The sequence below is a fragment of the Buchnera aphidicola (Chaitophorus sp. 3695) genome (assembly GCF_964058985.1).
GTDB lineage: Bacteria > Pseudomonadota > Gammaproteobacteria > Enterobacterales > Enterobacteriaceae > Buchnera_J > Buchnera_J aphidicola_BQ.
The window spans coordinates 93007-106642 of record NZ_OZ060379.1 but is presented as its reverse complement, the minus strand read 5'-3'; the positions used below and the strand labels follow the sequence as shown (position 1 = coordinate 106642).

The 13636-nt window shown below is 19.3% G+C and carries 13 protein-coding genes and 1 tRNA gene; 3 read left to right on the top strand and 11 right to left on the bottom strand.

The features are described 5' to 3' along the window. Positions 1–10: 10 nt before the first annotated feature. From pheS to ydiK, 7 genes are all read right to left on the bottom strand, one after another. Complete coding sequence (gene pheS, locus AB4W58_RS00505; protein WP_367674142.1) at positions 11–997, bottom strand: phenylalanine--tRNA ligase subunit alpha; 987 nt, start codon at positions 995–997, stop codon at positions 11–13. 171 nt (positions 998–1168) lie between these two features. Then, positions 1169–1528 (bottom strand): 50S ribosomal protein L20, encoded by a 360-nt coding sequence (gene rplT / locus AB4W58_RS00500; RefSeq protein WP_367674141.1) that lies wholly within the window; start codon positions 1526–1528, stop codon positions 1169–1171. 45 nt (positions 1529–1573) lie between these two features. Then, positions 1574–1771: a 50S ribosomal protein L35 gene (rpmI, locus tag AB4W58_RS00495; protein ID WP_367674140.1), complete on the bottom strand. Its 198-nt coding sequence runs from the start codon at positions 1769–1771 to the stop codon at positions 1574–1576. A 53-nt stretch (positions 1772–1824) separates the two neighbouring features. Further along, entirely contained in the window at positions 1825–2361 is a 537-nt protein-coding gene (infC, locus tag AB4W58_RS00490; RefSeq protein WP_367674240.1) for a translation initiation factor IF-3, read from the bottom strand. A 21-nt stretch (positions 2362–2382) separates the two neighbouring features. Continuing rightward, entirely contained in the window at positions 2383–4293 is a 1911-nt protein-coding gene (thrS, locus tag AB4W58_RS00485; RefSeq protein ID WP_367674139.1) for a threonine--tRNA ligase, read from the bottom strand. Between the two features lie 83 nt (positions 4294–4376). After that, on the bottom strand, positions 4377–5423 hold the full coding sequence (locus AB4W58_RS00480) for a 3-deoxy-7-phosphoheptulonate synthase (RefSeq protein WP_367674138.1): 1047 nt from the start codon (positions 5421–5423) through the stop codon (positions 4377–4379). Positions 5424–5902: 479 nt separating this feature from the next. Continuing rightward, entirely contained in the window at positions 5903–6994 is a 1092-nt protein-coding gene (ydiK, locus tag AB4W58_RS00475) for an AI-2E family transporter YdiK (protein WP_367674137.1), read from the bottom strand. Between the two features lie 215 nt (positions 6995–7209). Between ydiK and AB4W58_RS00470 the strand changes: the two genes are divergently transcribed. Next, positions 7210–7578, top strand: coding sequence for a HesB/IscA family protein (locus AB4W58_RS00470; RefSeq protein WP_367674136.1), 369 nt, complete (start codon positions 7210–7212; stop codon positions 7576–7578). 30 nt (positions 7579–7608) lie between these two features. Here AB4W58_RS00470 and tyrS read toward each other — a convergent pair whose 3' ends face one another. The 3 genes from tyrS to AB4W58_RS00455 form a co-directional block, all read right to left on the bottom strand. Further along, entirely contained in the window at positions 7609–8889 is a 1281-nt protein-coding gene (gene tyrS / locus AB4W58_RS00465) for a tyrosine--tRNA ligase (RefSeq protein WP_367674135.1), read from the bottom strand. Between the two features lie 33 nt (positions 8890–8922). Beyond that, the gene (gene nth / locus AB4W58_RS00460; RefSeq protein ID WP_367674134.1) at positions 8923–9555 is read right to left on the bottom strand and encodes an endonuclease III; all 633 of its coding nucleotides are present in this window, start codon (positions 9553–9555) and stop codon (positions 8923–8925) included. A 148-nt stretch (positions 9556–9703) separates the two neighbouring features. Beyond that, positions 9704–10312 carry a riboflavin synthase subunit alpha gene (locus AB4W58_RS00455; protein ID WP_367674133.1) on the bottom strand — a complete coding sequence of 203 codons (609 nt, stop codon included), beginning with the start codon at positions 10310–10312 and terminating at the stop codon, positions 9704–9706. A 138-nt stretch (positions 10313–10450) separates the two neighbouring features. Here AB4W58_RS00455 and AB4W58_RS00450 point away from each other — a divergent pair. Together AB4W58_RS00450 and tilS are read left to right on the top strand one after the other, a co-directional pair. Beyond that, positions 10451–10524 (top strand) — tRNA-Val (locus AB4W58_RS00450). Between the two features lie 53 nt (positions 10525–10577). After that, the gene (gene tilS / locus AB4W58_RS00445; protein ID WP_367674132.1) at positions 10578–11897 is read left to right on the top strand and encodes a tRNA lysidine(34) synthetase TilS; all 1320 of its coding nucleotides are present in this window, start codon (positions 10578–10580) and stop codon (positions 11895–11897) included. Positions 11898–11903: 6 nt separating this feature from the next. Here the strand turns inward: tilS and metG are convergent, their stop codons facing one another. Beyond that, the gene (gene metG, locus AB4W58_RS00440) at positions 11904–13535 is read right to left on the bottom strand and encodes a methionine--tRNA ligase (RefSeq protein WP_367674131.1); all 1632 of its coding nucleotides are present in this window, start codon (positions 13533–13535) and stop codon (positions 11904–11906) included. Between the last annotated feature and the right edge of the window lie 101 nt (positions 13536–13636).

The window sequence follows — 13636 nt, the reverse complement described above, 5'->3', positions numbered from 1 at the left end:
GTTCTCACTATTATTTAAATTGTTTTAATAATCTTAAATCATTTTTAAAAAATGAACGAATATTTAAAATATTATATTTTAACATAATTATGCGTTCAATCCCGATTCCAAAAGCACATCCAATATATTTTTTAGAATCAATGTTTACATTTTTTAAAACTGAAGGATGAATCATACCACATCCAAGCACTTCTAACCATTTTTTAGACATTTGATTAAAAATATCTATTTCTGCAGATGGAGTAGTAAAAGGAAAATATGAATTTCTAAAACGAATTTTACATTTTTCTTTAAGAAAATATAATAAAAAATTACTCATAATCCATTTTAAATTAGAAAAGTTAACTTTTTTATCTATAATAAAACCTTCTACTTGATGAAACATAGGACTATGAGTTAAGCTAGAATCATTTCTATATACTTTTCCAGGAACAATAATTCTCACAGGAGGTTTTCTCATTTCCATAGTACGAATTTGCATACTAGAAGTTTGTGTTCTTAATAAAATATTTTGATTAAACCAAAAAGTATCATGACTATCTCTAGATGGATGATTTTTCTTAATGTTTAATGCATCAAAATTATAATAATCATTTTCTATTTCTGGACCATATAATGCTTCAAAACCTAATTTAGAAAAAAATTTTATTATACGATTTATAGAATGAGTAATAATATGTGTTGAACCAAGATTAACTTCTTTGCTGGATAAAGACAGATCAATATTATTGTTTTTATGTAAATTTTGAATTAATTTTTCTTCTAAAGATTTTTTTTTTAAAAAAAACAATTTTAAAATCTTTTTTTTAATTTTATTTATTTTAATACTTATTTTTTTTTTACTTTTTATATCTAATGTTTTTAACGTTCTAAACTTTTTAGTAATAATTCCATTAGAACCTAAATATTTTGACCGTATGATATTTAAATCATTTTTATTCTTACATTTTTTTAATTTTAATAAAATATCCTGAATATAATTTTTATCATCACTCATAACTTAAAATTTCCATAAAAATTCATAATATACTAAAAAGCTTCCTTTTAAGGAAGCTTATCAGTTGTATTCAAATTTAAAAAAAAAATTTTTAAATTTTATATTAAATTTAATTCAATATTCATTATTATAATATTAAATCAAATAAAAAATATTATATAAAACATGTTCTTATTGAGGTAAATGTGTATTCGCAGTGTGTACTAATTTTTTAAAAGATATTGAATCAAAAACTGCTATATCTGATAATATTTTACGATTAATAAAAATAGATGCTTTTTTTAACCCATATATAAAATTACTATAAGATAAATTATTTTCTCTAGCAGCTGCATTAATACGAGTAATCCATAATTTTCTAAAAATTCTTTTTTTTTGACGTCTATCTCTATAAGAATATTGACCAGCTTTTAAAACTGCTTGAACAGCAACTCTATAAACTCTAGATCGCGCACCATAATATCCTTTTGCTTTTTTTAAAATCTTTTTATGACGAGCATGAGAGAATACACCTCTTTTAACTCGAGCCATTTTAGAATCCTTAATTTATTGAAAAATGTTATAAAATATTTAATTTTAATTATACGGAAAAAAAGATTTTACTACTTTAATATCTGATTTAGAAATAATTTTCTTTATTCTTAAATTTCTTTTTCTAGAAGTGGATTTTTTAGTTAAAATATGTCTTAAATTAGCTTGTTTTCTTTTAAATTTACCAGAAGAGGTTTTCTTAAAACGTTTTACTGCGCTTTTTAAAGTTTTTAATTTTTTCATTAGCATACCTAAAAATATATAAAATAAATTAATATTTATCTTATCTCATAAATCTATTTCTTAGGAGATAAAATCATAATCATTTGTCTACCTTCTATTCTAGAAGGAAAAAACTCTACTAAAGAAAAATTACTTAAATCTAATTTAATTCTATGTAATACCTTTATTCCAATTTTTTGATGAGCCATTTCTCTTCCTCGATATCGAAGAGTAATTTTAACTTTATGACCATCTTTTAAAAAACGTTTTAAACTTCTTAATTTAACTTGGTAATCTCCTTCATCTGTATTTGGTCGAAATTTAATTTCTTTAATATGAATAACCTTCTGCTTTCTTTTTTTTTCTTTTAAAGCTTTTGTTTGAGTATAAATAAATTTTCCATAATTCATAATTTTACATACAGGAGGTTCTGCATATGGGCTAATTTCAACTAAATCTAAACCTTCTTTTTTAGCTTTTTTTAAAGCATCATATATATTAAATATTCCTATCTTTTCTCCTTTTAAACCGGTTAAACGTACTCTTAGAGCACGAATTTCATTATTTATTCTATGTGGTCTTATACTTGAAGTTCTTTTCCAGACTTTAATATTTTATCCCTCCATATAAATTTATTTAAAATTGTTATTTTTTTTATAAATTTTTTGTAAAAAATCTGATAAACTCATATTATAAATATGCTTTTTTCGAATTTTTCTAAAAGAAATAGTATTATTTTTTTCTTCTTTATCTCCACAAATTAAGATATAAGGAATTTTAAGCAAAATACTTTCTCTAATTTTCAAACCTAAACTTTTGTTTCTTAAGTCTAATTCAGATCTAATATTATTTTTCTTTAAAACATTTAATATAATCTTACAATATTCAATATTTTGTTGTGAAATATTTATAATTTTAACCTGTATAGGCGATAACCAAATTGGAAGAAATCCTTTATATTCTTCAAGTAAAATTCCGATAAAACGTTCTAAAGAACCTAATGCAGCTCGATGAATCAAAACTGGAAATTTTTTTGTATTATTTTGATCAATATAAAATGATCCTAATCTTTTAGGTAAATAAAAATCTAATTGAATTGTTCCACATTGCCATTTTCTATTAAAAGAATCCTGTAAATCAAATTCAATTTTAGGTCCATAAAATGCACCATCTCCAATTTGATAAGAAAAAGATATATTATTTTTTTCTAAAACTTTTTTTAATATTGATTCAGTATAATCCCATACAGAATTGTCACCAATTCTTTTATCAGGACGAGTTGATAATTTAACAATAATTTTTTTAAAAGAAAAAATATTATATATTTCATAAATCATTTTTATACAAAGATTAATTTCATCTTCTAATTGTGATTTAGTACAAAAAATATGCGCATCATCTTGAGTAAAATTTCTTAAACGCATTAAACCATGTAATGCTCCAGAAGGCTCTTGACGATGACAACTTCCAAATTCTGACATACGAATTGGCAAATCTCTATAAGATTTTAATTTATGATTAAAAATCTTTATATGACCAGGACAATTCATTGGTTTAACGCAATAATCTTTATTATCAGAATAAGTTGAAAACATTAAATTTTTATAATTTTCTAAATGACCGCTTTTTTTCCATATTAATCTATTCATTAATATAGGTGTTTTAACTTCTTGATAATTATATTTTTCTAATTTTTTTCTAATAATATGTTTTAATTTTTTAAATATAAATAATCCGTTATGATGCCAAAAAACCATTCCCGGAACATCTTCTTGTAAATGAAATAAATTTAAATTTAAATTTAATTTTCTATGATCAAAATTTTTTTTTAATTTTAAATTTTTAAAATATAAAAAAAATTTTTTTTTATTTAAAAAAGATATTCCAGAAATTCTTTGAATCATTATATTTTTTCTATCTGAATTTACATATACACCAGATAATTTATTTAATTTAAAATATTTACAAAAACTTATTTTCGGAGCTTCTATATCTATCATAAAATCAATATGATTTTCATGAAAATAACAACTAATATAATTATTTTTTTTAAAATTTAATTTTAAAATTTTAATTTTATAATCTTCATTTAAATCTTTTAAAATTTTATTTAAATCTTTATAATACAAGTCTTTTTTTAAAATATAATATTTTTTTTTTATTAAATCTTGCATTTTTTTTTCAATTATTAATAGATCTTTTTCTTTTAAAGAATTTTTTTTATAAAAATCATAATAAAATTCATTATTATTTGAAAAAAATTTATATAATTTAATTTCTGGCCATAAAGTTTTTATGCTATAACCTAATAAATGTACATATGTATTATTAATAATTTGTCTAGATAAATTATCTTTTTTTTCAATAAAATATAACTTTGAATCTTTTGTAACAATAGTATTAAAATCTACAATTTTATTATTTAAAAATCCAGCGATATATTTTTTTTTATAGATATCTTTACAATTTTCTAAGATTTTATTAATCGAAATTGAATTTTTATACTTTTTTTTTAAACCATCAGGAAAAGTTATAACTGGCATTTTGAAAACCCTTAACTACAAGCAATTAAATAAATTTTTTTATGAAATATAAACATCTATATAAAAAATTATTTTTAATATCTTTATAAATTATTTAAAACTGCTCTAGACAATTCTTTTATTACAAAAACACTATCTTCCCAATTTAAACAAGAATCAGTAATAGATTGACCATATTTCATTTCATGCATTTTTTTAATAGGTTGAGATCCTTCTACTAAAAAACTTTCTATCATAACACCAAAAATATTTTTTGAACCATCTTTTAATTGTTTACATATTGATTCACATACATTTAATTGCAATTTATATTGTTTCAAACAATTTCCATGGCTAAAATCAATCATTACTTTTTCTGGCAAATGAAATTTTTTTAAATAAGATACAGCTAAATTAATATCTTGAAAATGATAATTTGGTTTTTTTCCTCCTCGCATAATAATATGTGAAAGAGAATTTCCGCTAGTATGATTAATAGTCATATGACCATTTTTATCTGGAGCTAAAAATATATGACGTACTTTTGCTGCTCTAATAGCATCTATTGCAATTAATATATTTCCATCAGTTCCATTTTTAAATCCAACTGGACAAGATAAAGCTGAAGCCATTTCACGATGAATTTGACTTTCAGTAGTACGTGCGCCAATTGCTCCCCAACTAATTAAATCATTAATAAATTGTCCAACAACCATATCTAAAAATTCTGTTGCAGCAGGTAAACCAATTCTATTAATTTCTAATAATAATTTTCTAGCTAAAGTTAATCCTTTGTTCACTTTAAAAGTATTATTAATATCGGGATCAGAAATTAATCCTTTCCACCCAATTACAGTACGAGGTTTTTCAAAATATGTACGCATAATAATTTCTAATGAACTTGAATATTTTTTTCTTAAATCATTTAATTTATTTGCATAATCCATAGTAGCCAAAGGATCATGTAATGAACAAGGACCAATAATAACTAATAAACGCTTATCTTTTCCAGAAATTATATTTGCAATATTTTTTCTTGTCTTAATAATATTATCCATAATTTGAGAAGTAATAGGATAACATTCCGATAAATGCGCAGGAGTAATAAGTGGATCTATTCTAACTGTTCTTAATTCATCTGTTTTTTTCATGTTTGTCTCTAAACTGTTAATATATTAAAAAATAATATAAAATAATTATGAGAATTTTATATTTATTTAACTTATTTTTGTTTGATAAAATAATATTTTTGTATAAAAAAATTTAAGATTTATATTTATTTCATATAAATAATTTATATAAATTATATTTAAAATAATTATATTATATATAATAATTAACTTTTCACAAATTCATTTTTATTAATAAAATATAGAAAACATAAATAAAATTTTTTTAAAATATATCTATATTTAAAATTTTATATATATAAAAAATTTATTTTTTTAAATTTTTTTATTTTTTTTTTTTTATATAAAATATATTCAATGTAAAGTAATTATTTTTCTATAAATAATTCAAATAATTTTAATTAAATTCAATAAATATAAAAAAATAAAATAAATATTTAAAAAATTTATAAATTTTAAAAAAAACTATATAAAAAAATATTTAAAATAATAATTAAAAATTATTTTTTAATAAATTTAATATCTTTTATAATATTCTTAGAAGAATAACGTTTATTAATAAAAATTAAAATTATTCTATAAAATATATCTAATATAACTGGACCTATAAATATACCAATTATACCAAATGCTAATAAACCACCTATAATACCAGAAAAAATAAAAAAAAATGGTAAATTAATTCCTAATCGAATAAAAATTAATCGAATTAAATTATCTAAAACAGATAATATAAGACTCCATAATAATAAAAATGTTCCATACATAAAACAATTTTTGAAATATAACCATAAAACAATAGGAATAAGAACAGGTAAAGAACCTAATTGCATTAAAGATAAAAAAATAATTATCATTACAAAAAAAATTATATATGGAACTCCTACAATAATTAATGCTAATCCTCCTAAAGTACCTTGAATTAAAGATGTAATCACTACTCCCAAAAAAACTGCTCGAATAGATTTTTGAATAATTAAAAATATTGAATACTTTGATTTAAAATTTAGTTTTAAAAAAAAATTTTGAAATATATTACATATTTTTTCACCTTTCCAATATAAAAAACAAGTAAACACAAATATAAAAAATAAATTTATTAATAGATTACTTAATAATTTAATCTTATAAAATAAAAAAACTATTATTTGACCAAAATAAGGTTGTAAATAATTAAAAATATTTTCAGATTTCCCTTGCAATAAATTTTTATAATATAATGAAAATTTTAAACCAAATATAGGAATATTTTGTAAAAAATCTAATTTAGGAAATATAAATTTCTCTAAACTAATATGACTAAAAAAATAAAAACTATTTTTTATTACAGAGCTGACTATAATAAAAAAAGGAATAAAAAAAGATAATAATAAAAAAAATACCATAAAAAATATAGATAAGTATTTTCTATTTCCAAGAAAATTTTGGATATATAATAAAATCGGCCATGTTGAAATAACAATAATACTAGCCCAAAAAAAACTTTGTAAAAATGGACGAATAACATAAAAACTTGCTATAATAATAATAAAAATCGACGTAGATAAAATAATAGTTTTTAAAAAATCTTGATTTTTTTTATAATATTTCACAAAATTATACCTCTATTATTTTGGTATTATCCTTAAAAAATTATTGCATGAAATTCAAATAAAAATTAAAGAAAAAATTTATCAATAAATCTTCAAATAAAAAATTATTTTATCATATTGATATATATAAAATTTATATTTTGCTTTAGATAAAAAATTTTTAAATTCAAACTTTATACAATAATAAATTAATGAAAAAAAAGAGTCTTATTGATATGAAAAAATATTTATTAAAATCTAAAAAAAAAAAATTTATAGGTGTTTTTATTACCAAAAAAGCTTTAAAAAAAATATTTCAAATATATAAAATAAAAAAAAATATCATAGGAATTAAAATTGATATAAAAAAAACAGGATGTGCAGGATATAAATATATACTAAAATATGTTATAAAAAATACTAATACAGATGTAATTTTTATTAAAGATAATATCTCAATTTTTATTTCAAAAGATAAAATTCATATATTAGATGGAATAACTATTGATTTTATTGAAAAAAAATTTCATAACTATTTTGATTTTTATCATAAAAATTCTCAGAATAAATGTGGATGTGGAGAAAGTTTTCAAATAAAATTATAATTTTATATAAAAAATATAAATTAAATATATTTATTTCCATATTATTAAACAAAACTTTTTTTTTCCTTTAGTAATTAGAGTATATTTATTAAACAATTTATCTGAATCTAAAAGAAAGTAATTTAAAATATTCATTTTTTTATAATTTATGGAAATAGCGTTTGAAGAAATTAAATTTCTTGCTTGTTGCTTTGAATTAGCTAAATTAGATAATAATAATATTTCTTGTATGGAATATCGTAAATTTTTTATAGTAATACATGGTGCACCATCATCTTTAAAATTTTTTAAATTCTCTTCAGTTAAATTATTTATAGTATATGAAAAAAATATAGTAGAAATTTTCTTTACAGACATATATTTATTTTTTCCATGTACTAAAATTGTCATATCTTTAGCTAATTTTTCCTTAAATTTAATACATTTAATTTGATTGTTTTCTAAATTTTTTATTTCATCTATTTTTTTTAAATTAATAAAAGTAAAGTATTTTAAATAATTATATACTTCTTGATCTGTAATATTAATCCAAAATTGATAAAATTCATAAGGTGTAGTTTTTTTTGGATCTAACCAAATAGTTTTTAAACCAGTTTTTCCAAATTTCACACCATCAGATTTTATTAATAAAGGAAATGTTAAACCAAAAGCTTCAGATTTTGTCAAAGAATGAATTAAATTAATTCCAGAAGTAATATTCCCCCATTGATCAGATCCACCAATTTGTAAACAAACATTATATTTTTTATATAAAAAATAAAAATCGTAAGCTTGTAATAAACTATAAGAAAATTCAGTAAAAGAAATTCCTTGATCTGCTCTAGTAATTCTTTGTTTTACAGATTCTTTATTAATCATTTGAGTAATAGAAAAATATTTACCGATATTTCTTAAAAAAGAAAGAATATTAATTTTTTTAAACCAATTATAATTATTTAAAATTATTGCTTTATTTGAAATATTAGAAAAATCTAAAAATTTATAAATTTGATTTTCAATTTTTTTAATCCATTTAAAATGTTTTTTAGAAGAATCTAATAATTCACGTTCTTTAGATCTAAAACTTGGATCTCCTACTAAACTAGTCGCTCCACCAATAATAATAATTGGAGTATGTCCTGCTAATTGGAATCTCTTTAAATATAATAAAGGAAGAATATGTCCTACATGTAAACTATCAGCTGTAGGATCAAAACCACAATACACAGTAATCTTTTTATTTATAAGAATATCTGAAACTTTATTATAATTAGTAATTTGCGCTATTAATCCACGATTCTTTAATTCATAAAAAAAATTTTTTTTTAACATAAATATTTCCTAAAGAATAAATATATATAACAATTATAATTTTTTATTAAATTCACATAAATTATTTAAAAAACATATTTTACAATGCATTTTTCTTGCTTTACAAAAATTTTTACCATGTAATAAAAACCAATTATGCACATATAATTTATAATAATTTGGAACTACTTTTAATAAAATACGTTCGACTAATCGAGGATTTTTTCCTACAGCAAATCCAGTACGATTACACACTCTAAATACATGTGTATCTACAGCTATTTTTTTTTTGTTAAAAATAATATTTAATATTACATTAGAAGTTTTTCGTCCTACTCCAGGAAGACTTTCTAAACTCTCTCTATTATTTGGAACTATACCATTATATTTTTTTAATAAAATTTTACAAGTTTGAATTAAATTTTTAGTTTTATTTTTATAAAGACCAATATTTTTAATTAAATTTATTAAATTTTTTTCTCCTAAAGAAATTATTTTTTTAGGATTATTTGCAATAGAAAAAAGAACTTTGGTAATTCTATTTACAGTTATATCTCTTGTTTGTGCTGATAACATTACAGCTATTAAACATTCAAAAGCAGTAGAAAAAATTAGTTCTGTATTACGATTTAATTTATATTTATTTTTTAATAATGATAAAATCAAAATCCTTTTTTTTTTTTTCATAAAATTATATGATCTCTTTTGAAAATATAAATATTTTATTAATTTAAAAATGTATTAAATAAAATCTGATACATTAAAGTTTTTTTAAAATTTTTTTGAGATATATATATTTAAAATATTTTAAAAAATTTTATTAATAATCATAAAATTATTTTTTAAAAAATTTTATACAAGTATCTACAATAGTTTGTGATAAAGTATCAATTTCAATATTTAAAAAAGAATTGATTTTTTTATAAGAAAAATTTGTACTTAATAATGTTTCCGGAATAATATGTACATAAAAATTATTATCTAAAATTTTACTAACAGTTAAACTAACACCATCTAAACAAATAAATCCTTTATAAAAAATATATTTCATAAATACATTTTTTTTTAATTTTAAAATAAAAGTGCAAGTGTTTTTCTTTTTTAAAATATTCATGATTTGAGCAGTCGTAATAATATGACCAGACACTATATGTCCCCCAATTTCATCACCAAATTTAGCTGCTCTTTCGATATTAATTTTATCTCCTTTTTTTAAAAATTTAAAATTAGCTATATTAAAAGTTTCTTGAATCAAATGAAATAATACAATATTTTTAAAAATTTTTACTACTGTTAAACAACATCCATTATTTGAAATAGAAATTCCAATTTTTATATTTTTTAATAAAATATCTGGTATTTTAATACAATATTCATAATACATAGAATTTATTTTTTTTATATATAAAAAAGTTGCAATTCCTTGAACAATACCTGTAAACATTTTATTCTCCTTAACATATATTTCAAAAAATTTTTAATTTTTATAAATTAATAAAAAATAAATTTTTTTATTTACAAATAAAAAATTTATCTTTAAAATAAAAATATAAATTTAAAAAAAAATTTAAAAATTATACAAACGTTCGTAGCTCAGATGGTTAGAGCACTACTATGACATAGTAGTGGTCAGTGGTTCAAGTCCACTCGAACGTATAAATTTTAAAAATATAAATAATTTTTTCAAATAAATTCATATAATTATTCTTGTGATTACAATTCAAAAAAAAATAATAAAATATAAAAAATTTCTATTAGGTTACAGTGGCGGTGTAGATTCCACTGTTTTATTATATCAATTAATAGAAATAAAAAAAAAATATAAAATTCATATTCGTGCTATTCATATTGATCATCAAATTTATTCAGAATCTAAAAAATGGAGATTACATTGTAAAAAAATTTGTAAAATAAATAATATTCCATTTATATATAAAAAAATTTTTTTAAATGTTAAAAAAAAAAATATAGAATCTCAAGCTAGAAATAAACGCTATAAAATTTTTAAAGAAAATTTACATCCAAAAGAAATATTATTAACTGGTCATAACTTAAATGATCAATGTGAAACATTATTATTAGCTATTAAAAGAGGAAGCGGACCGAAAGGATTATCTGGAATTGCTTATAAAAAAAAATTTTTTAATAATTACTTAATTAGACCATTACTAAATTTTTCTAGAAAACAAATAAAAATATGGGCTAAATATAAAAAAATAAAATGGATTGAAGATCAAAGTAATAAAGATACCTCATATGAAAGAAATTTTCTTCGAAAGATAATAATTCCTCAAATAACTCAAAGATGGAAATATTTTCCACAAACTTGTTTAAGAACTACAAAATTAATTTCTGCAGAACATAAATTATTAAATAAATTTATTCAACCTATTTTTAAAAAAAATTTAATTAAAAAAAAAATTTTAAATATTAAAAATATTAAAAAAATGGATATAGATATTCAATATTTTATTATCAGAAAATGGATTCATCTTCAAAAAATGAAAATGCCTGCATTAAAATTTTTAAAATCTATTTTAAAAAACATTGTTCATAATAAAAAAAAAAAAATACCAAAAATACAATTTAAAAAAAAACATGAAATCTGGAATTATAAAAATAAGTTATTTTGGATAAAAAAAACTTATGACATACGAAAATATATTATATTTTGGCATAATATACAAAAAAAAATATTTTTACCAAAAAAAAATGGATATTTAAAAACAAAAAATATAGAAAATAAAAAAAGTATTTTAAATATTCAAGCACCAAAAAAAAAACAACTAGTAAATATTAGATTTCATACTAATCAAAAAATTAAAATAAATCAAAATATAAAAAAATATACAACAATTAAAGAATTATTTAATAAATTTAAAATACTTCCTTGGAAAAGAAAAAAAATACCACTTTTATTCTATGATAACAAATTTATTTCTGCAATTGGATTATTCTCAATACAAGAAAAATATAACATACATTGTAAAAAAATATCTATTATTTGGAATAATAAAAAAAAAAGATGAAAAAATTTATACAAAAATTTTAGAAGAAACATGATTTAATCGATGATATAAATGATTAAACTTAGAAATTTTATGATTTAACAAAGGAGTACTTAAACTTTCCCAAGAAAGTTTAATATTTAAAAATTTTTCAACGCGGCTGCTTAAATCAGGCATAATAGGTTTTAACCAAGTTATTAAAAAACGAAATAAATTGATTCCCATAGTACAAATTAATTGTATTTTTATATTATATTTATCATTCTTAAATAAATTCCAAGGTTTCTCGTTATTTATATAATAATTTGATTTTTCTGCATATCTAACAATAATATATATAATAGAAGAATATTTTCTATATTTAAATAATTTATAAATTTTTTTATTCTTTTGTAAAAACAAACTATATAAATCTAAATCTAATAATTTATTACCTAATAAACCATTAAAATCATTATTTATAAAACTAGAACATCTAGAAGCAAGATTCACAATTTTATTTACTATATCTGAATTTATTCGATTTATAAATTCTTTTAAATTAAATTCAATATCTTTAACAGAAGATGAAGATTTAGATGCATAATAATATCTTAAACTATCAGAATCAAAAAATTTTAACCATGTACTTGCTTTAATTAATTTATTTTTTGATTTAGACATCTTTTCTTTATTAAAAGTAACATATCCATGTACAAAAATTTTTGTTGGTTTTCTAAAATTAATTCCTTCTAAAATAGCTGGCCAAAATATACTATGGAAATAAATTATATCCTTACCTATAAAATGATATAAATCAGTAGTTTTAGAATTTTTCCAAAATTCTTTAAAATTAATTCTTTTATTTTTAATACAAAGTTTTTTAAATGTACTAATATAACATATTGGTGCATCTAACCATACATAAAAATATTTATTTATATAACCTGGAATATTAAAACCAAAATAAGGTGCATCTCTAGATATATCCCATAATTTTAAACCTTTTTTAAACCATTCTTTTATTTTATTTTTAATATTTATATCTAAAATTCCAGAATTAATCCATAATTTTAATTTTTTTTCAAAATGAGGAAGATTTAAAAACAAATGTACTGAATCTTTTAAAATAGGAGTAACTCCAGATATCTGTGATTTTGGATTAATTAAATCTTGAGCATTATATACAGATCCACAGTTTTCACAATGATCACCATATTGATTAATCACAAAACATTTAGGACACTGACCTTTTACTAATCGATCAGGTAAAAAAATATTTTCTATAGGATCATATAATTGAAAAATATTTTTTTCTTTAATATATCCTTTATTTTTTAATATTAAAAATATTTTTTGTGAAAAATATAAATTTTCTTTACTATGAGTATGCGAATAATTATCATAAGAAATATTAAAATTTGATAAGTCTTTTAAATGTTTTTTAAAAATAATTTTTATCAAATCTTCTGGACAAATATTCATTAATTTAGATTTTAACATAATAGCAGTACCATGAGAATCATCAGCACAAATAAAAAAAACAACTTTTCCTTTCATTCTATGATATCTAACCCAAATATCCGCTTGAATATGTTCTAATAAATGCCCTATATGTATAGGACCATTAGCATATGGTAACGCACAAGTAACAAGAATTTTTTTATTTTTATTAATCATAATATCTATTATTCCATATATGTCTACAAAAATTAATGTATTTTTAAAAAAAATATTATATAAGTAATTTCGAAATAATATTTATTTATATTCATAACTTT

Bases quoted from the DNA above. Each gene is read 5' to 3' on its own strand.
- pheS (WP_367674142.1), bottom strand. From the start codon at position 997: ATGAGTGATGATAAAAATTATATTCAGGATATTTTATTAAAATTAAAA.
- rplT (WP_367674141.1), bottom strand. From the start codon at position 1,528: ATGGCTCGAGTTAAAAGAGGTGTATTCTCTCATGCTCGTCATAAAAAG.
- rpmI (WP_367674140.1), bottom strand. From the start codon at position 1,771: ATGAAAAAATTAAAAACTTTAAAAAGCGCAGTAAAACGTTTTAAGAAA.
- thrS (WP_367674139.1), bottom strand. From the start codon at position 4,293: ATGCCAGTTATAACTTTTCCTGATGGTTTAAAAAAAAAGTATAAAAAT.
- AB4W58_RS00480 (WP_367674138.1), bottom strand. From the start codon at position 5,423: ATGAAAAAAACAGATGAATTAAGAACAGTTAGAATAGATCCACTTATT.
- AB4W58_RS00470 (WP_367674136.1), top strand. From the start codon at position 7,210: ATGAAAAAATATTTATTAAAATCTAAAAAAAAAAAATTTATAGGTGTT.
- tyrS (WP_367674135.1), bottom strand. From the start codon at position 8,889: ATGTTAAAAAAAAATTTTTTTTATGAATTAAAGAATCGTGGATTAATA.
- nth (WP_367674134.1), bottom strand. From the start codon at position 9,555: ATGAAAAAAAAAAAAAGGATTTTGATTTTATCATTATTAAAAAATAAA.
- AB4W58_RS00455 (WP_367674133.1), bottom strand. From the start codon at position 10,312: ATGTTTACAGGTATTGTTCAAGGAATTGCAACTTTTTTATATATAAAA.
- metG (WP_367674131.1), bottom strand. From the start codon at position 13,535: ATGATTAATAAAAATAAAAAAATTCTTGTTACTTGTGCGTTACCATAT.